The sequence below is a fragment of the Chryseobacterium sp. Leaf394 genome, assembly GCF_001424105.1.
Taxonomy (GTDB): Bacteria; Bacteroidota; Bacteroidia; order Flavobacteriales; family Weeksellaceae; genus Chryseobacterium.
This window is the reverse complement of the sequence record NZ_LMQH01000011.1, coordinates 1634883-1653513: the sequence shown is the minus strand read 5'-3', so window position 1 is coordinate 1653513 and position 18631 is coordinate 1634883. Positions and strand designations below refer to the sequence as shown.

At 36.6% G+C, this 18631-nt stretch carries 21 protein-coding genes; 12 read left to right on the top strand and 9 right to left on the bottom strand.

Annotation, left to right across the window (positions count from 1 at the left end; translation table 11 throughout):
* Positions 1 to 56: 56 nt before the first annotated feature.
* The 4 genes from ASG21_RS12140 to ASG21_RS12125 form a co-directional block, all read right to left on the bottom strand.
* Complete coding sequence (locus tag ASG21_RS12140) at positions 57 to 2600, bottom strand: copper-translocating P-type ATPase (protein ID WP_056080308.1); 2544 nt, start codon at positions 2598 to 2600, stop codon at positions 57 to 59.
* Positions 2601 to 2689: 89 nt separating this feature from the next.
* Entirely contained in the window at positions 2690 to 3250 is a 561-nt protein-coding gene (locus ASG21_RS12135; RefSeq protein WP_056080305.1) for an AraC family transcriptional regulator, read from the bottom strand.
* Complete coding sequence (locus ASG21_RS12130; protein WP_056080302.1) at positions 3234 to 3647, bottom strand: hotdog domain-containing protein; 414 nt, start codon at positions 3645 to 3647, stop codon at positions 3234 to 3236. Before ASG21_RS12130 ends, ASG21_RS12135 begins: the two co-directional genes overlap by 17 nt.
* Before the next feature lie 69 nt (positions 3648 to 3716).
* The gene (locus ASG21_RS12125) at positions 3717 to 4133 is read right to left on the bottom strand and encodes a DUF6157 family protein (RefSeq protein WP_056080299.1); all 417 of its coding nucleotides are present in this window, start codon (positions 4131 to 4133) and stop codon (positions 3717 to 3719) included.
* Between the two features lie 254 nt (positions 4134 to 4387).
* Here ASG21_RS12125 and ASG21_RS12120 point away from each other — a divergent pair, with 254 nt between their 5' ends.
* Positions 4388 to 4783 carry an RNA-binding protein gene (locus tag ASG21_RS12120; protein WP_056080296.1) on the top strand — a complete coding sequence of 132 codons (396 nt, stop codon included), beginning with the start codon at positions 4388 to 4390 and terminating at the stop codon, positions 4781 to 4783.
* Positions 4784 to 5100: 317 nt separating this feature from the next.
* On the opposite strand, the gene ASG21_RS12115 is transcribed toward ASG21_RS12120, so the two are convergent.
* Together ASG21_RS12115 and ASG21_RS12110 are read right to left on the bottom strand one after the other, a co-directional pair.
* Entirely contained in the window at positions 5101 to 5568 is a 468-nt protein-coding gene (locus ASG21_RS12115; protein WP_056080293.1) for a BlaI/MecI/CopY family transcriptional regulator, read from the bottom strand.
* A 9-nt stretch (positions 5569 to 5577) separates the two neighbouring features.
* Positions 5578 to 6180, bottom strand: a complete 603-nt coding sequence (locus tag ASG21_RS12110; RefSeq protein WP_056080290.1) for a phosphatase PAP2 family protein — start codon at positions 6178 to 6180, stop codon at positions 5578 to 5580.
* A 125-nt stretch (positions 6181 to 6305) separates the two neighbouring features.
* Here ASG21_RS12110 and pdhA point away from each other — a divergent pair, with 125 nt between their 5' ends.
* The 3 genes from pdhA to ASG21_RS12095 all read left to right on the top strand — a co-directional run bounded on the left by pdhA (position 6306) and on the right by ASG21_RS12095 (position 10402).
* Positions 6306 to 7310 (top strand): pyruvate dehydrogenase (acetyl-transferring) E1 component subunit alpha, encoded by a 1005-nt coding sequence (pdhA, locus tag ASG21_RS12105; protein ID WP_056080287.1) that lies wholly within the window; start codon positions 6306 to 6308, stop codon positions 7308 to 7310.
* Between the two features lie 80 nt (positions 7311 to 7390).
* Positions 7391 to 9022: a pyruvate dehydrogenase complex dihydrolipoamide acetyltransferase gene (locus tag ASG21_RS12100; RefSeq protein ID WP_056080284.1), complete on the top strand. Its 1632-nt coding sequence runs from the start codon at positions 7391 to 7393 to the stop codon at positions 9020 to 9022.
* A 135-nt stretch (positions 9023 to 9157) separates the two neighbouring features.
* Positions 9158 to 10402 (top strand): PQQ-dependent sugar dehydrogenase, encoded by a 1245-nt coding sequence (locus ASG21_RS12095; RefSeq protein ID WP_056080281.1) that lies wholly within the window; start codon positions 9158 to 9160, stop codon positions 10400 to 10402.
* A 38-nt stretch (positions 10403 to 10440) separates the two neighbouring features.
* Here the strand turns inward: ASG21_RS12095 and pncA are convergent, their stop codons facing one another.
* Positions 10441 to 11046 carry a bifunctional nicotinamidase/pyrazinamidase gene (pncA, locus tag ASG21_RS12090; RefSeq protein ID WP_056080278.1) on the bottom strand — a complete coding sequence of 202 codons (606 nt, stop codon included), beginning with the start codon at positions 11044 to 11046 and terminating at the stop codon, positions 10441 to 10443.
* Between the two features lie 289 nt (positions 11047 to 11335).
* On the opposite strand from pncA, the gene ASG21_RS12085 reads away from it, so the two are divergent.
* From ASG21_RS12085 to ASG21_RS12065, 5 genes are all read left to right on the top strand, one after another.
* Positions 11336 to 11872 (top strand): YfiT family bacillithiol transferase, encoded by a 537-nt coding sequence (locus ASG21_RS12085; protein ID WP_056080275.1) that lies wholly within the window; start codon positions 11336 to 11338, stop codon positions 11870 to 11872.
* Complete coding sequence (locus ASG21_RS12080) at positions 11866 to 12327, top strand: DUF1569 domain-containing protein (RefSeq protein WP_241773490.1); 462 nt, start codon at positions 11866 to 11868, stop codon at positions 12325 to 12327. Before ASG21_RS12085 ends, ASG21_RS12080 begins: the two co-directional genes overlap by 7 nt.
* Positions 12324 to 12710 (top strand): bacillithiol system redox-active protein YtxJ, encoded by a 387-nt coding sequence (gene ytxJ, locus ASG21_RS12075; RefSeq protein WP_056080272.1) that lies wholly within the window; start codon positions 12324 to 12326, stop codon positions 12708 to 12710. The genes ASG21_RS12080 and ytxJ overlap by 4 nt, the downstream gene beginning before the upstream one ends.
* Positions 12707 to 13297, top strand: coding sequence for a Crp/Fnr family transcriptional regulator (locus tag ASG21_RS12070; protein ID WP_056080269.1), 591 nt, complete (start codon positions 12707 to 12709; stop codon positions 13295 to 13297). The genes ytxJ and ASG21_RS12070 overlap by 4 nt, the downstream gene beginning before the upstream one ends.
* A 195-nt stretch (positions 13298 to 13492) precedes the next feature.
* Positions 13493 to 14296, top strand: a complete 804-nt coding sequence (locus tag ASG21_RS12065; protein ID WP_056080266.1) for a hypothetical protein — start codon at positions 13493 to 13495, stop codon at positions 14294 to 14296.
* Positions 14297 to 14505: 209 nt separating this feature from the next.
* Here ASG21_RS12065 and ASG21_RS12060 read toward each other — a convergent pair whose 3' ends face one another.
* Positions 14506 to 15219, bottom strand: a complete 714-nt coding sequence (locus ASG21_RS12060) for a hypothetical protein (RefSeq protein ID WP_128414293.1) — start codon at positions 15217 to 15219, stop codon at positions 14506 to 14508.
* A 169-nt stretch (positions 15220 to 15388) separates the two neighbouring features.
* Between ASG21_RS12060 and ASG21_RS12055 the strand changes: the two genes are divergently transcribed.
* From ASG21_RS12055 to ASG21_RS12045, 3 genes are all read left to right on the top strand, one after another.
* Complete coding sequence (locus tag ASG21_RS12055; RefSeq protein WP_056080260.1) at positions 15389 to 16225, top strand: SDR family NAD(P)-dependent oxidoreductase; 837 nt, start codon at positions 15389 to 15391, stop codon at positions 16223 to 16225.
* A gap of 67 nt (positions 16226 to 16292) precedes the next feature.
* Positions 16293 to 17213, top strand: coding sequence for a response regulator transcription factor (locus tag ASG21_RS12050; protein ID WP_056080256.1), 921 nt, complete (start codon positions 16293 to 16295; stop codon positions 17211 to 17213).
* 11 nt (positions 17214 to 17224) lie between these two features.
* On the top strand, positions 17225 to 17581 hold the full coding sequence (locus ASG21_RS12045) for a VOC family protein (RefSeq protein WP_056080253.1): 357 nt from the start codon (positions 17225 to 17227) through the stop codon (positions 17579 to 17581).
* A 171-nt stretch (positions 17582 to 17752) separates the two neighbouring features.
* On the opposite strand, the gene ASG21_RS12040 is transcribed toward ASG21_RS12045, so the two are convergent.
* A complete protein-coding gene (locus tag ASG21_RS12040; RefSeq protein ID WP_128414292.1) occupies positions 17753 to 18601 on the bottom strand; it encodes a hypothetical protein in 849 nt (282 codons plus the stop codon).
* Positions 18602 to 18631 lie beyond the last annotated feature (30 nt).

The following is an 18631-nucleotide window of genomic DNA, read 5'->3' as shown; positions in this document are numbered from 1 at the left end:
TGCCTTTTTTTGTCTGGAAAATATCTGCAATTCCGTTAGATATCTGTGAACTTAAATCATTTAATTTTCAGATCAACAGCATTTAATCTTAATGAATTTAAAATCACAGACAGAGAACTTACACTCATTGCCGCCGCCGCAATCATCGGAGACAGAAGAATTCCAAAAATTGGGTAAAGAAGTCCTGCTGCAACAGGAATTCCCAAAATATTATAAACAAAGGCAAAAAACAGATTTTCCTTAATGTTTTTAAGCAGTTTTTCACTCAGCAATTTTGCCTGAGCAACACCCAGAAGATCGCCTTTCAACAAAGTGATTTCAGCACTTTCTATGGCAACATCAGTTCCTGTTCCCATGGCAATTCCAATGTTTGCCTGGGCAAGAGCAGGAGAGTCGTTGATGCCGTCGCCAGTCATTGCTATTATTTTTCCCTGAGACTGAAGTTTTTTCACCTCATTCAACTTATCTTCGGGAAGACAGTTGGCTTTAAAATTTTTAATTCCTAATGCATCCGCAACTGCTTTTGCTGTATTTTCATTGTCGCCGGTCATCATGATGATTTCAATACCTTCATCCTGCAATTGCCGTACAGCTTTTTTAGATGATTCTTTTATTTTATCTGTGAAACTGATGAACCCTAAAACTTCATTTTCCTGAGCCAGAAAAGAGATTGTATGTGCTTTCGACTGAATTTCGTCTGCATTCAATTTTAGATTTTCAGGAACAGAAATTTGGTTTGAACTCAAAAGTTTTTCGTTGCCGAGATAAACCGTTTTTCCATTGATAATTCCTTTCACGCCCTTGCCGGAAATATTTTCAAAACTGCTGACTTTTTCCGCAGCAATATTTTTATCCTTTGCCTTTTTGATTACAGCATCCGACAAAGGGTGTTCTGAATTTTGGTTGAGTGAATACGCTAAATTTAAAATTAAATCTGCATTATTATTCAACGTTTCAATATGTTCAAGTGATGGTTTTCCTTTGGTTAAAGTTCCTGTTTTATCGGTGATCAGGACATTTACTTTATTCATCTGTTCAAGTGCTTCGGCATTTTTAATCAAAATACCATTTTTAGCTCCTTTACCAATGCCAACCATCAAAGACATCGGCGTTGCCAGACCTAAAGCACAAGGACATGCAACAATTAAAACAGCGACAGCATTTACAAAAGCAAACAGAGTTTTCTGATCTTCAGGTCCGAAAATCTGCCACAAAACAAAGGTTAAAACCGAGATTAAAATAACAGCAGGTACAAAAACTTTCGCCACTTTATCAGTCAGTTTCTGAATCGGAGCTCTGCTTCGGCTGGCATCGTTGACCATTTTAATGATTTTTGCAAGCAGCGTTTCATCACCCACTTTTTCAGCTTTCATCATAAAAACCCGATTTCCGTTGATGGTACCTGCACTTACTTTCGCATCTGTACTTTTTTCGACAGGAACTGGTTCACCCGTGATCATACTTTCGTCTATCACTGAATTTCCTTCAATAATTTTCCCATCCACCGGAATTTTCTCACCTGGTTTTACTTTAAGAATATCCCCGATTTTTATTTCGGAAAGAGGGACTTTTTTTTCTTCACCATTCATCATTAAATTGGCTTCATCAGGCGATAAACTCATTAGTTCGCGGATGGCATTACCTGTTTTTTTATGAGCCAGAGCTTCCATCAGCTGACCTAAAATAACCAAAGTTAAAATCACACAAACGGCTTCAAAATACAGAGGAATTGCATGATTGTGACCACGGATTTCATGAGGAATACTATCCGGAAAAATCAATGCAATAATACTGAACAGAAAAGCTGCAGAGACGCCCAGCGCAATCAGGCTGAACATGTTTAAATTCCATGTTTTAAAAGAAATCCAACCTCTTTTCATCAGAAACCATCCAGAATAAAACAAAACCGGAAGTGTCAGAAGCAATTCAATCCAGCCCTGAACGGTGTGTGAAAAATGAAAGTCAATCAGCATTGCACCCATTGAAAGAATAAAAACAGGAATTGTAAATGCCAGAGAAATAAAAAGTTTCCGTTTTAAAACAGAATAAGTATCATCTGAATCATCGCCATCTTTATCAGGATATTTTACGAGATCCATACCGCAAACCGGACATCCAACGTTGGAATCATAGACTTTATCGCCCTCACAAAACATGGGACAGTAGTATTTTCCCGCATTGTCAGTTTCGTGTTTCGTGTTTCGTGTTTCGTGTTCTGATGACTGATCACTTCCAGCATCTGACATACCGATTTCAACCAATTCCTCAGTTATTTCTTCAAGATGCATGTGGCAGACTGGGCAGCCAATGTCGCTGTCGTACACTTTGTCGCTTTCGCAGAACATCGGGCAGTAGTATTTCCCGATATTGTCTTTAAAATTTTCGGGAAGATTTGTTGAAGAAAACTGAGGCTTGTAATTGGGATCTTTTTCCAGTTTTTCCTCAACCGGAACCAGAAACATATTGCATACCGGACACCTTTTTCCCTGCTGAAAATAAACCTTTTCGCCTTCACATTCCATCGGGCAGTAGTAGACTGAGCTCGGTGAAATTCTTTCGCTGGGATGCGGTTTTTTATGTTGATGAGATTTGTTTTCCATTTTTTGAATTTACAATACAAATTTCAGGAAAGCAAATGGGATTCTGTTACAGAATTGAGGATTATGTTTACAGAATTAAAGTTTTAATTTTAAATCAAATCCAAAGCTTGTCGGTTGTGAACTTTCAGTTTTTTAAATTCAGTAGGAGTGAAGCCTGTAATGCTTCTGAATTGTGCAGAAAGGTGCTGAACACTTTTGTAGCCAAGCTTTGACGAGATTTCTGTGAGTGTAAATTCATTGTAAAGCAGTAATTCTTTAACCTTTTCTATTTTCTGAAGAATAAAAAACTGTTCTAAAGTCACATTCTCATGCTGAGAAAAAGTTTTTGAAATTAAACTGTAATCTTTGTGCAGAGAGGATGAAAGAAACTCAGACAGCACAAAATCGTCTGCAATATCGAGACTGCTGATTTTTGTAATGATCAGATTTTTAATTTTTTCAATAATCTGCTGTGTGGAGTCTTTTATTCTTTCAAAACCGGTTTGCTGTAAATTCTTTTCTATTATTTTTAAATTTTCCTCGGTGACGGGTAATTCAGTTTCCAGTTCACCGAGTTTGATTGAAACGGTGGCAATTCCGGCATCTTCAAAAATTTTCGAAACTGCCGAAATACAACGGTTGCAAACCATATTTTTAATGAAAATCTTCATCACTTTCCTTTGGCTTGAGCCTGTCTTTTACAAATTCTACTTTGGTTTTGCCGTGAGGTGCCGGATTTCCGTCTTCATCGAGGTTTACCATTACAATTCTGTCTACGGTAATGATCGTCTGGTGTGTCATTTTATTTCTTACCTGGCAGGCTAATGTCACCGATGTAGAACCAAATCTTGTTACTTCAATACCGATTTCAATAATATCTCCCTGCTTTGCAGAACTTACAAAGTTGATTTCTGAAATAAATTTTGTTACGATTTTCTTATTTTCAAGCTGAATTACGGCGTACAAAGCGGCTTCTTCATCAATCCACTGCAAAAGTCTTCCTCCAAAAAGCGATTGGTTGGGATTAAGGTCTTCGGGTTTCACCCATTTTCTGGTATGATAGTTCATTTTTTTATCGATTGTTGTTTAATAGTTTAGTAAATAGTTTTGAAAATTTTGATGATTGCTAAAAATGATTTAAATAATTTTTTTTGAGCGCATGGCTTTCACTTTTTTTACAGATGCGTCTTCGCAAAGCTCTTTGTAATCGTCAGATTCCACAGGAACGAGTGCGATTTTACTGTTTTGATCGTGATGAATCCCAAAACCATATCTTTTGGAAAGGGCAGATGATCTCAGACAAGGCTGACCTTTTGAGAAAAATTTGTTGCGCTCATCTGGCTTTTCTGCATCAGTCAAATTGTTCTTCAGTGCAAAAGTTTCAAAAATGATTTCGTCGGAAGTAAAGAGGTAAGGATTGTTTTTTATTAAATTATATTGAATTTCAGCGGCGGTTTCAATCTTTTTAGCAGGCGGGATCTGAGAAACAGATACAGGACAGTCTTCCGCAACCTCAATAAAAGTGTTTTGATAGTTTGTAGTATGAATTTTCATCCTTAAATCTCAATTATAACTTCGAATTTACGAAAAACAATTTAAAAAAGAGGCTGAAAACTTTACCAAAACAGTCTGAACATAAGGCATTACATGCTAATTTTAACATAATATCAAATCCATAAAAAAATATTTGGTTTTGAAATTTTTAATTGTATCTTGCAGACGTTTATATTTGGAATCAATATTTGTTCATTACTGTATGTTGTTTTTCTTTTATATACCAAATCTTTACTAATTTAATTTTTTTTACAATGAACATTTTTGTTTCAAACATCAATTACGCAACTAAAGAACATGAGTTGCAAGATCTATTTTCAGAGTTTGGAGAAGTTTCTTCAGCTAAAATCATCACAGACAGAGAAACTGGTCGCTCAAGAGGTTTCGGTTTTATCGAAATGGGTGACGAGGAAGGACAACAGGCTATCGAAGCTTTGCACGAGAAAGAATTTAACGGAAAAGCGTTAAACGTTTCTGAGGCTAAGCCAAGAGAAGATAAACCAAGAAGAAGTTTTGATAACAACAGAAGCGGTGGCGGTGGCTACGGTGGCGGTAACAGAAGCGGCGGTGGCGGCGGTTACGGAAATAATAGAGGTAACGGAGGTGGAAGTTACGGTGGTGGAAACGACCGTGGCGGAAATCGTTGGTAAAATATAGAAGCGGCTTTTAAGCCGCTTTTTTTTTATCTCCAGAATATAAAGATTTATAAAAAATGACAGGCTGATAAAGTCTGTCATTTTTTTTTAATGAATATCCGTAGTTACTGTTACCATAGTTTTAACGGGGTTTTTATCAGTCAGCAGGAATGGATTCTCAGCACGCTGAAATAAACAGTATTTTTAGGATTGATAATAAATACTGAATTTAATTTTATGATTAAACAGAATATTTGAATTTTTTTAAATTAAAATCATCACGAATCATTCAGGAGTAATTTCACTTCGATTTCAACTGCAAAAACTTACAGTCAGTCTTTTTTCTTTTTCTTCTTTTTATCCTTTGCTTTTTTATCTTTTTTAGGATTGAGAATTTCTTCTGCAATCTCCAGTTTGGGTTCTTTGATTTTTGGAGGTTTTATTTCTATATCTTCTCCGAGATATTCTTTAAAATCATCCTTTGCAACAAGGTTCTCTCTGAAAAGGAAAGCCAGAATTTCTTTTCCGGAACCGTCGAAAAAGTTGTTGGCAATTTCCCTCATTAAAAAATTTCTGTAATCTTCAAAAGGTACAAGAACGCTGTATTTAAAAATTCTTCCCTCTTTTTCTGTTTTCAGATAGCCTTTTTCAACCAAAATTTTCAGGTAGGTAGAAACGGTGTTCTGATGCGGTTTGGGTTCAGTATGATGCTCCATCACATCTTTTAGATAAAAAGAATTAAGCTTCCAGAAAAGCTTCATCAGATTTTCTTCCGCAGAAGTAAGGTGATTGATTTTCATAAAAAATATTTAGGTTCTGAATTGAATATCGCAATAAAGATAAAGAAAAGAAACCAAAAAAGCGATAAGAGCGCCTAAAACAACCTCTTTTGGCGTGTGTCTCTTCAAAATAATTCTCGTTAAACCTACCAAAGCAGCTACAAATAGCCATGCAATTCCCATTGAAGTGTCAATATTAAAAAACAACGCTGCTACAAAAATGTTGAAAGCAGTGTGCATTGAACTTTTAATAAAATAATTACTGACCTGTAACGCAAGAAGTAAAACCAAAATAAACAGCATTACAAAATCAAATCTTCCATGTTTCAGATAAGAATAAAATAAGTACGCCGCTACACAGATGCCGATAAATATGTAAAGGGTCTTGCGCTGCACACGGTTGGATACATCCATGTTGGTGTATTTTCCTGTTTTCACATTGTAGGTAATCCACGCTATTACTGGGATTATTACCATCAGTAAAATAGGAAGAAAATGTTTCAGCGCCTGATTCAGACTGTACTTATGAACGCTCATGTAGACGAAAAATATGATAAGGGAGACCAGCGGATTAAAAAAATCGGAAATGATTCTGGATATTTTGTGCAAAGGTGAAGCTTGTTTTTCTTCCATTTTAAAATTTGATAATGTAAATATAATATTATAACAAAAAAAACAATTGCTGTGTATGTAATAAAAACAAAGTTTTTTTTATATTTTTGCTCAACTATTTGTAAAATATAAGCAAAAGCTAACGCATGAAGGAATTTTCTAAAGAGGTGTACCTGAAGTGGTATGAAGATATGACTATGTGGAGAAGGTTTGAAGACAAATGCCGTTCTCTCTATCTAAAACAAAAAATCAGAGGTTTTTTACATTTGTACAACGGTCAGGAGGCTATTCCTGCAGGTTTTACGCATGCAATGGATTTAACAAAAGACAGTATGATTACCGCATACAGATGTCATATCCACCCGATGGCAATGGGAGTAGACCCTAAAAGAATCATGGCAGAACTTTGTGGCAAGGCTACAGGTACTTCAGGAGGAATGGGTGGTTCTATGCACATTTTCAGTAAAGAACACAGATTCTACGGAGGTCACGGTATTGTAGGAGGCCAGATTCCTTTGGGAGCAGGTATTGCTTTCGCAGATCAGTATTTCGACAGAAAAGCTGTAAACATCTGTTTCTTCGGAGATGGTGCTGCAAGACAGGGATCTCTTCACGAAACTTTCAACATGGCAATGAACTGGAAACTTCCGGTAATTTTCGTTGTTGAAAACAACCAGTATGCGATGGGAACTTCTGTAAAAAGAACAGCCAACCACGAAGATATCTATAAATTAGGTTTAGGTTATGAAATGCCATGTCTTGCTGTAGACGCGATGGATCCTGAAAAAGTGGCTGAAGCTGCTTACGAAGCTATCGAAAGAGCAAGAAGAGGAGACGGACCTACTTTCATCGAAGCAAGAACTTACCGTTTCAGAGGGCACTCGATGTCTGATGCTGAACCATACAGATCTAAAGAAGAAGTTGCTATTGCTAAAGGCGATGACCCTATCGAGTTGATCAAAGCAAGAATTTTATCAAACAGCTGGGCTACAGAAGAGGAATTGGAGGCTTTGGATAACAAATCAAGAGATTTCGTGGAAGAATGTATTGAGTTTATGGAAAACTCTCCATATCCTGATACTGAAAAAATCTACGAGTACGTTTACGCTCAGGAGAATTATCCGTTTTTAGATAAATTTGAAAATCAATAAAATTAAATTAATTTGAAATCTGAAATTTGAGTTTCCCTAATCTCAAATCTCGAATCTCAAAATTCAAATCAATATAGATCATGGCAGAAGTAATTACAATGCCACGTCTTTCCGATACAATGACGGAAGGAAAAGTGGCAAAATGGCATAAGAAAGTAGGCGATAAGGTAAAGGAAGGAGATATCTTAGCCGAAATTGAAACCGACAAAGCAGTACAGGATTTTGAATCTGAAATCGAAGGAACACTCTTATTTGTAGGTGTAGAAGAAGGAAATGGTGCAGCTGTAGATTCTGTTTTGGCCATTATCGGTAAAGAAGGTGAAGATATTTCTTCACTGACGGGAGGAAGTGCTCCTGCAGCTGAAGGTGCTTCTGAAGAGAAAAAATCTGAAGAAGAATCTAAAACTGAAAACGAAGATACAAGCGTAGAGCAGACTTCAGCAGAAGTTCCTGCAGGCGTAGAAGTAATCACAATGCCGAGACTTTCAGATACAATGACTGAAGGTAAGGTGGCTAAATGGCACAAAAACGTAGGGGATACAGTAAAAGAAGGTGACCTTCTTGCTGAAATCGAAACAGATAAAGCTGTTCAGGATTTTGAATCTGAATTTAATGGTGTTCTTTTAAAGCAAGGTGTAGAAGAAGGTGGCGCAGCTCCTGTTGACAGCGTGTTGGCAATTATCGGTCCTGAAGGTACTGATGTTTCTGCCGTTGGATCTTCAAAGCCAGCTGAGAAATCATCAGAAAAATCTTCTGAGAAACCAGCAGAACAAAAATCTGAAACAAAAACTGAGGAAAAACCGGCTGCACAGGCTTCCGCTTCTTCTTCAGACAGAGTGGCAATTTCGCCTTTAGCTAAAAAAATGGCTCAGGATAAAGGAGTTGACATTAATGCACTTCAGGGTTCTGGCGAAAACGGTAGAATCGTTAAGAAAGATATAGAAAATTACAAGCCTGCTGAAAAAGCTTCAGCCTCACAATCTACATCTGCACCAAGCGCAGCTGCACAGGTTGCAGTAAACTTTGTACAGGGTGAAGATTCTGAAACTCCAAATTCACAGGTAAGAAATATCATCGCAAAACGTCTTTCTGAAAGCAAATTTACTGCTCCTCACTATTATTTAATGGTGGAGATCAATATGGATAAAGCAATTGAGGCAAGAAAAGAAATCAATGCACTTCCTGACACTAAAATTTCTTTCAACGATATGATTATTAAAGCGACAGCAATCGCTTTGAGAAAACATCCGCAGGTAAATTCAAGCTGGGCAGGTGATAAGATCATTCACAGAGGAAACATCAATATTGGCGTGGCAGTAGCAATTCCTGACGGTCTTGTAGTTCCGGTACTGAAAAATACAGATCAGATGTCTTACACTCAGATTTCTGCAGGCGTAAAAGACATGGCAGGTAGAGCGAAAAGCAAAGGTCTTAAGGCGAACGAAATGGAAGGTTCTACTTTCTCTATTTCAAACCTTGGAATGTTCGGTATTGAAACTTTCACAAGTATCATTAATCAGCCGAACTCTGCAATCCTTTCAGTAGGCGCAATTATTGAGAAACCTATCGTAAAAGACGGTCAGATCGTGGTAGGAAATACAATGAAACTTTCATTAGCATGTGACCACAGAGTAGTGGACGGTGCTACCGGAGCTCAATTCTTACAGACATTAAGAACATATTTAGAAAGTCCTTTATCTTTATTGGTATAAACACTTTTTAGATTTATGAATACAAACCTCTCATTTTTTGGGAGGTTTTTTTAATTTAAATGAAATTCAAATTTCAATGGCTTAAATTTTGTTGACCTGTTGGGGTATTTAAACCAACACGTAAAACAATTTATTATGAAATTACAAACCAATCACCTTTGGGTTGCAGCCGCATTTTTCACATTCAGTTGTACTTCGGAAATGGAAGAAAATCTTCCGGATCCTGAGGATCAGGTTATGGAAACACTTTATCCGCCTATAGAAACCAATCCTGCAAATACAGGTTATGCACCGGCCTTCACAGGACAGACCAGAGCCAACAGTGTAAAAACAGTTACACCTGTAAAAACAGAAGTTATTTCGTCAGCCTTAACAGCGCCGTGGGGAATCACTTCAATGCCGGACGGAAGATTGCTGATCACCCAGAAAGCCGGTACGATGCGTATTGTTTCAAGCGCAGGTACAGTGGGAGCAGCCATTACAGGTATTCCTTCTGTTAATTCAAATGGGCAGGGAGGACTTTTGGGACTGTGTCTTGATCCTCAGTTCGGAAGCAATAAAATGATTTACTGGGTGTTTTCTGAAAATGTAACGGGAGGAACTGTGACTGCTGTAGCAAAAGGAAAACTTTCAGCCAGTGAAACAGCTATCGAAAATCCAACGGTAATCTACAGAGCAAATCCATCAGCTTCAGCCGGAAATCTGCATTACGGAGGAAGAATTTTATTTGATTCCACAGGAAATCTGCTTGTGAGTACGGGTGAACGTTCAGACATATCTACAAGACCTTTGGCACAATCGGTAAGTGCAGCAATCGGTAAAATTATCAGAATTACAAAAGACGGCCAGCCGGCGGCAGGAAATCCAACTTTTGCCGGAAGCGGTTCGTTACCGGAACTGTACAGTATTGGTCACAGAAATCCTCAGGGGATGGCGATTCATCCTACAACGGGCGAACTGTGGCAGAGTGAGCATGGCCCGAGAGGTGGTGATGAAATCAATAAAGTTACTGCAGGAGCCAACTACGGCTGGCCAACGATAACCTACGGAATTGAATACGACGGCGGAACCATCGGATCGGGAATTCAGCAGCAGGCTGGGATGCAGCAACCCGTTTACTACTGGGATCCTGTAATTTCGCCAAGCGGTATGACGTTCTACAGAGGAAACCTTATTCCGGAGTGGCAAAACAATCTTTTTGTGGCAGCTTTATCAGGTAAACACATTGTGAGACTCGTCATAAAAGACAACAAAATCTATGGTGAAGAAAGACTTCTGGCTACAGAAGACCAGCGTTTCAGAGACGTTACCCAAGGTATTGACGGTTCTTTATATGCCATTACAGATGGCGGCAGGCTTTATAAAATATCAAAACAATAGACCAAAAAAAATCTCCGAAGTGGAGATTTTTTTTTATTTTAACCTAAAATGGTCACGCCTTTCTGGAGCAGTTCGTAGATTGCATCTTTACCGTTGTCCGGTCTTACATTCACGGCTCGGGTACCGTTAAAATGAACGCAGGTAACGTATCCGTTGGCAACAGCATCCATTGCAGTAAATTTCACACAGTAATCTAAAGCAAGTCCAACAATTTCAACCAGTTTTATGTCGTGATATTTCAGGAAATCATCGAGTCCCGTTTTCATAAAGTGATTGTTGTCCTGAAAACCGCTGTAGCTGTCGATCTCAGAATTGGTACCTTTCTGAACGGTGTGCGTGGCTTTTTCGATATTTAATTTAGGGTGAAATTCTGCACCTTGAGTTCCCTGGACGCAGTGATCCGGCCACATGAACTGAGGAACACTGTTCAGGATAATGCTTTCACCCACTTTTCTGTTGTTGTTCGACGCAAAACTTTTGTGATTTGCCGGATGAAAATCCTGAGTAAAAACAATCTGGTCATACTGATTTTCCTCCATAAGCAAATTGATATAAGGAATAATTTCACCGGCATTCGGAACCGCAAGAGAGCCGCCTTCGCAGAAATCATTCTGTACATCTACAACGATCAGAGCTTTTTTCATATTTAATAATTTTTTAAATGGGAGATTTAATATTTAAGCATAAAAATACTGCAAAATTCATTGTAAAGCTCCTCTTATTTTTGATAAATTTACAGCAGACTAAACTCAAAAATTTATCCAAATAATATTTATCGGACAAATAGACACTGTACACTGAAATTTTAAAACTGTACTTTGACCGGAGTCGTACTACTCGTCAATTATTCAAATAAAAATAGAAGGCTGATGCTTTTAAACATGACAGCACAGAATTCAAATTCAAACTGTAAAAACTGAAATTACCGAACACATGAGCATTCCTGAATTAAAAAGATTCCCAATCGGACAATTTGATGAGCCTGAAGAAATTCCGGATACCCAACTGGAAGAACACATCAAAATAATCAAAAATTTTCCGTCAAAACTGAAAACTCTGATTGAGGATTTCTCTGATGAGCAGCTCGATACACCATACCGTGAAAAAGGCTGGACTGTGCGACAGCTGGTCAATCACCTTGCCGACAGCCATGCCAACGCTTTCATAAGATTTAAACTTGCTTTAACGGAAGAAAATCCTGTGATCAAAACGTATCACGAAGCCAAATGGGCAGAACTTCAGGACAGCGCATCACTAAGCATCAAACCGGCGATGAGAATGCTGAAAGGAATACATCAGCGATGGTATCATCTTTTGAGATCTCTCACCAACAGACAGTTTGAACGTACTTTTCATCATCCTGAACAGGGCAGGAATTACAATTTGAGAATTTGTCTGGCTATGTATTCATGGCATTGCCACCATCATTTTGCACATATAGAAAATCTGAAAAACACAGAAGGGTGGTAAGAAAAAGTCTGCACAATCAGGAAGATTTTCTGGAGATTAAACAGAGGATTTCAATTTTAAAACCAGACGCTGAACGAAAATGGGGCAGGATGACCGCTGCCCAGATGCTTACGCACTGCAGTCAGGTGCTTAAAGTTCCGATGAAAAGAACAGTGCTTCCCAAAACATTTTTCCTTTTTCGCTGGGTAGGAATTCTTACAAAATACGAAATGAAAACCTTCAACAACGGAATTCCACCGAATATGCCTACTTTTAAAAAACTAATCATTAATTTTGACTGTGATTTTGATGTTTCAAAAAGAGAGCTTCTGAAGACGCTTGATGAGTATGAAGAATTCAGGCGCCACCGGAAAATGCTTTCAAAGCATGAGTTATTTGGAAAAATGACCGATGAAAACTGGGGATTTCTGGAGTACAAACATCTTAATCATCATTTAAAACAATTTAGTGTATGAGTTTATTCGGTAAAATATTCGGCGATAAAAAAGAGGATAACGACAGCAGTTTGCCTTTATGGAAATTAATTGAAAGCGAAAGTGATTTAGAGAAAGCAATTGAAGTTTCACAAAACAAAACAGTTGCCATTTTTAAACATTCCACAAGGTGTTTCATCAGCAAAACTGTGCTGAAAAATTTTGAAGCTGAACTTCGTGAAAACACAAATTTGGATGCCGAATTGTATTTTTTAGACCTGATTGCCCACCGTGCTGTTTCCAATAAAATTGCAGAAGATTTGGGAGTAAGACATGAAAGTCCTCAGCTCCTCGTATTACAGAACGGTACAGTAAAAAATTCAGCTTCACACCAGGATATTTCCATAAGCCAAATCACAGCATGAGCAATATACAGAATTATTTAGCCAATGTATTCGAAGTACCTGCCGAGAAAGTGAATCTCTGCAGCATTCAGTACGAATCCAGAAAAGTAGGTAAGCACGAATTTTTATTGCAGGAAGGTGAAGTTTGCCGCAATACTTTTTTTGTAGAAAAAGGTTTGCTGAGAATGTTTTCCATCGATAAAAACGGCAAAGAGCACATCATACAGTTTGCTCCGGAGAACTGGCTTATCGGAGACAGAAGCAGTCTTTATTTCAATGAAAAATCAAGGTATTTTATTGAAGCGGTAGAAGATTCTGAAGTTTTATTTTTAAATCCTGACTTTTTCAGCAAGCTTTTGGAAGAGTTCCCCAACAGCATTGAAAGAAACGATCTCATCATACAGAAGCATGTAAAAAGTCTGCAGGACAGAATCAATTCTCTTTTGGGCGAAACCGCTGAAGAACGTTATATGAAATTCACAAAAATGTATCCGGATCTGATGTTGAGAGTTCCGCAGTGGATGATCGCATCATATCTTGGCATCACCCCCGAAAGTCTGAGCCGTGTGAGAAAGGAACTGGCAAGGAAGAATTTTATTACGGATTAAGATCGGAACGTATCTAAATTTTAAATCTGTATTTGCAGGAAATTCATAGTATACTTACCACAGACAGATACTATTATGTAAAAAACTTTTCAATTAATCTTGAAGGGTTTTTTTATTTCAAAATACCACAAAATGACGATTGTCTGGAGGTTTAAAACTATGTAAATTTGATAAATACCTCAAAAACTAATATTTATGAAAACTTTAATTGCCTTGATCCGTAAAGCGCTTTTTATAGTTCTAATTATTTTAGCGGTCACAGAATGCAAAAATGGTGATTCTGCAACCATGTCTTATGATTCTGTGGAATCTTTAGCAGACTCTGCAGATAGTAGTGGAATAGATTCATCTCAGACAAGTCTGGATACATTAGCAATGAATACTGATTCTTTAATTACCAATAAAAGTATTGAGAACAAAATATCTTTACTAAATGATATTAGAACAAACACAGCAGTATATGCTCCGCAGGAAATGACAAAAAATCAAACTTACACCGTGTTTGCAATGGTCAGTTTAAAAGAAATTGCTTTAGTTAAGAAACGCTTAATCAAACAGGTACAAAAATTAAATAATCAAAAAATTTTAGAGAGTGATATCAAATATGCAAAAACAAAATTTTCGACAAATAAAATCAAGGTGTCATTAAAATATGATGATGAAGTTTTTAAAATTATAGATTCAGACGACGGAATTATAAAGGCTATAGATGAAAATGATGATGAGATTTTTTGGAAATGGAATATTAAAGCAAAAAACTATACTTCCAAATCACCACTAATTTTTATTTTTCAGTCAGTAGATAATGACGAAGTGCTTTTTGAACAGCAGTTTGATGTCGATGTGAATGTGTCTGTCAAAAATACTTTTGGGGGATATTTTCAATATTTAGCAGACGAGCCAAAATATACAATCCCATCGATAATTTTGCCTCTTATAACATTTTTTTATGGGATGTTTTTGCGAAAAAGAAAAACTGTGAAAGAAGAGAACTTGTAATAATTTCTTATATTGGCGAGGTAAAGAATCAATATGAAAATAACCTTGACGAGGTTGATTACGCAAAACAATACTACAACACTGTTTAATTTTTTTCCGACATTTTTTTGAGCTTTGATAAGCATATAGCGATCATATACCGATGATATAGCGATCCTATACCGAATTAATGCGAAATATTTCTGAAATTTTCAGACTGTTTAATTTTTTTAAGGTAAAATGTATTGTCCAAATTTCATAAGCCATAAATAAAATCCCAAAATACCTCCCACTAAACCTGCCGAAATAAAAGTTAAAACCTGATTTTTAGGAAACAGACTGAGAATGGTAAACAACACGATCAGACCAAGAATTCCGGTAATGCTGTGAATTGTCCAGATATTAAAATCTAAATACCTCGCAAGTCGCAACTCATCAGCTCTCATGGATTTTTCACCTGTAAAAATGTAGCCAGCAGTCCACATAAAAGAGTTAGCAGTTTGTCTCAACCAAAACAGTGAGCAAAACACCAGAAGCCAACCTGTAACAGTTGTTTTATTCACAGAAAAAATTTTTTTTCTATATGCTAACAGCAGTACAAATCCTATAGTTCCGGTAATCATAGTTTGAAGAGGTCCGCCTGCGAGGATTTTTATTCTGTCACTTCTGTATTCTTTTCTTTTGGTATCATAATTTTGTTTCCCGGGAAAACTCAGATTATTTTTAATTTCGAAAGAGTATTTTTCAAAAGTAGAATCAAGGTATTTTCTCCTGACATCATTTTCGGTGTGCATACTTTGATAATCTATCCTTGCATCATATCCCAAATATTCTGCAACAGCGTAATGTCCCAGTTCATGACTTAAAGTTCCTGCCACAGTCATGATGATAAACGTGAAGGCGAGAATTAAAAATAATTTAAAATCAAAATAAAGATATTTCATCGAATATGTTTTGCATACGAATATATAAAATTCCGCAGATTTTATTTCTTTCTGAATGGATATAGTTTCAGCATTATTTTGGCTACAAAATCCGTTGAATCGGTTTATTTTTTCTTTACCGATAATCTCAACTTTGTCCTGTAAATATTTAACAACAAATACAATTATTATGAGCACAAAAAAAGTATGGTTCGTTACAGGAGCTTCAAAAGGATTAGGTTTGGCTTTGGTTCAGAAACTGTTAGCTGAAGGTTACAGCGTAGCCGCAACGTCAAGATCACTGAAAAGTTTTGAAAACAGTATTCAGTCCTCAGAAAAGTTTCTTCCTTTGGAAATGGATCTTTTGGATGAAAAAAATGTGAAAAAAGCATTAACAGAAACGGTTGAGAAATTTGGAAGGGTAGACGTTATCGTCAACAACGCCGGATACGGACAGCTCGGAACTCTGGAAGAATTAACAGATGAAGAAAGCCGTAAAAATTTTGACACCAACGTTTTCGGTTCGCTGAATGTAATCCGTCAGGCAATGCCTTTCCTGAGAAATCAGAATTCAGGTTACATTATCAACGTTGCATCTATTGGTGGAATTACAGGAGCTTTTCCGGGGTGGGGCGTGTATTGCGCAACGAAATTTGCAGTGGCCGGTTTCACTGAATCTCTTGCGTATGAAGTTGCAGAATTCGGGATCAATGCAACCGTTGTCTATCCCGGTTATTTCAGAACAAATTTCCTTGATTCGGGGTCGATGACAACACCTGAAAATCCAATTTTGGAATATACGGCGGCAAGAACTGTGGAGGCAAAACACAAAGAAGAAATTAATGGAAATCAGCCTGGAGATCCTGATAAAGCAGCTTCTGCTTTCATTCAACTGGCCGAAATGCAGAAACCACCTGTTCATTTTGTAATGGGAACTGACGCTGTAGGTTTAGCCAAAGAAAAAATGAATATGCTGGATGCAGATATTAATTCTAATTTGGATTTAAGTAATTCTACTGATTTTTAAAGCTTAATTTAAACCAAAAGATAGAGCAGTCTGAGAAGATTTGCTCTATCTTTGATATTATTTTATTATGAAAAATAAGAAAATACTTACTTTAAATACCATTGCAGAATTCCATGAAATTGGTGGTCTGCCAAAGCCTGAGCATCCTCTGATCAGCGTGTTTGATTACACTGATGTTACTTATCAGACTGATGAAAAAAGCATTACCTGGCTGCAGCATTTTTACTGTATTGGTCTTAAACGAGATCTCTCAGGGAAATTCAGGTATGGTCAGCAGCAGTACGATTTTGATTCAGGAATTGCCTCTATGGTTTCTCCGGGACAGATTGTTGAGATCAAAGTTCCTGCAAAAAATGAAGAGAAACCCACGGGAATCATTATGTGTCTGCACCCCGATTTCCTTTGGAATACTTCTTTAGCCAGAAAAATTAAAGACTATGAATTCTTCGGATATGCCGTAAATGAAGCACTTTTTGTTTCTGAAAAAGAGGAGGAAATTATTTTAAACATTTTCAAAAATATTCAGCGGGAATATCACAGCAATATCGACGATTTTACGCAAAATATTATTGTTTCTCAGATCGAGGTGATGCTGAATTATTTCGAAAGATTTTATAAAAGACAGTTTATCACCCGCAAAAAAGGAAATCACCAGATCCTGGAACGCTTTGAAGATGAAATAGAAACCTATTTCAACAGCGGAAAACTATTGGAAAACGGGCTTCCAACCGCGCAGGAAATTGCAGAATCACTCAATATGTCACCGAACTATCTCGGAAGTCTTTTAAAATCTCTTACAGGACAAAGCACACAGCAACATATCCATCAGAAACTGATTGATAAGGCAAAGGAAAGGCTTTCTACAACACAACTGTCGGTGAGTGAGATTGCTTTTGAAATGGGATTTGAACATCCGCAGTCTTTCAGCAAACTGTTTAAAAGTAAAACCAGTCAGACACCTTTAGAATTCCGAACTTCATTTAATTAAATTTAAAAATTATGCTCACACAGATTCACCCAAAACTTCCGATGCGCAATAAAGCCGAAACTAAAAAATATTATATTGATAAATTGGGTTTTGAACAGTTGGGATCTGATGATTTTCCTGATTATTTAATGTTGAAGAAAGATCAGATTGAAATTCACTTCTTTCTTTATGTAGATATTGATCCAAAGGGAAATTACGGCATGATTTACATCAGAGTGTCTGATATTGATACATTTTACCAGTCTCTGTTAGATGATCATGTAGAAATTCATCCTAACGGAAATTTGCAGACAAAACCTTGGGGGCAAAGAGAATTTTCGCTTCTGGATCCTGATTCTAATCTGCTGACGTTTGGGGAAGGAGTTTAAACTCTCTTTTACATTAAAAATAATGTTAAAATTTTTGTCTGAATGTCAGGAATTAAATTTGTCCGGCTGTTGGTTTTTTATCTGGAACTTTCATGTACAAAATAGGTGGATTTATTTTGATACGGATTGGGTGGCGAACTATCAATTGATTTAAAGGGATTCAGAATAATTTTATCTGTACTGATTATAATTTTCTCTGAAATGGTACTGATTTAACATAATCTTTTCCTCTCCATCACTGTTTTTAGGAAAATGCCCCGGAACAAATGATTCATTGATGTAAATTTCATAATTTCTCATATTCAGTTTTTCAAAATCTGAAAGTCCAATATTTGGATAGATTCCGGAAGAGAGTCTGAAACATTTTATTTGACTCTGATCTTTTGAATTACAAATTTTCTCAATTTCTGAAAGTGTTTTATAAATCCTTGCATCTGATTTAATGACTGTAATTTTATTTTTAGTTTTCACACTGTCCATAACAATAGTTTTGTCTGACATGGAATCGTTTCGCCAAAAGCTGTAGGGTGATAAATTGATGTTTCTTTTCGCCAGGTTCTGATGATAGCATTTGTACATTTTTGTTTTACTAAGGCTTTCTTTATTAAAATCAATGTAGATTCTACCTGTTTTATCTGTTAGATATTCGTCTGTCTTATATAAATTATCGCAACTGTCAACAACCTTTAAGTAATTTCGAAGGTTTTCTTTTTCAGACTCGATATGTGTAGGATAAATAGACTTTGATATCATATACTTACCGCTTTCGATATCTTTTCCCATAACAATTGTATCTGTAATTGCTCCTGTGAGGCAACGCAGATTTTCCAGATTTGGATAATAGATTTTTCCAATGTTTTTTTTATCGATCCATCCCAATCTTTTATCAATTACCAAAGTATCATTTATACTGTGGGAAAAGAATGAATCCTGAAGAATTATAAATACAGTATCTTTCCGTTGCGAATAAGCATCAGAAAAAATTATTATAAATAAAAACATTAAAATCTTGAACTTCATTTAAAATATGTGAAATTTTAAGTTAAAAAA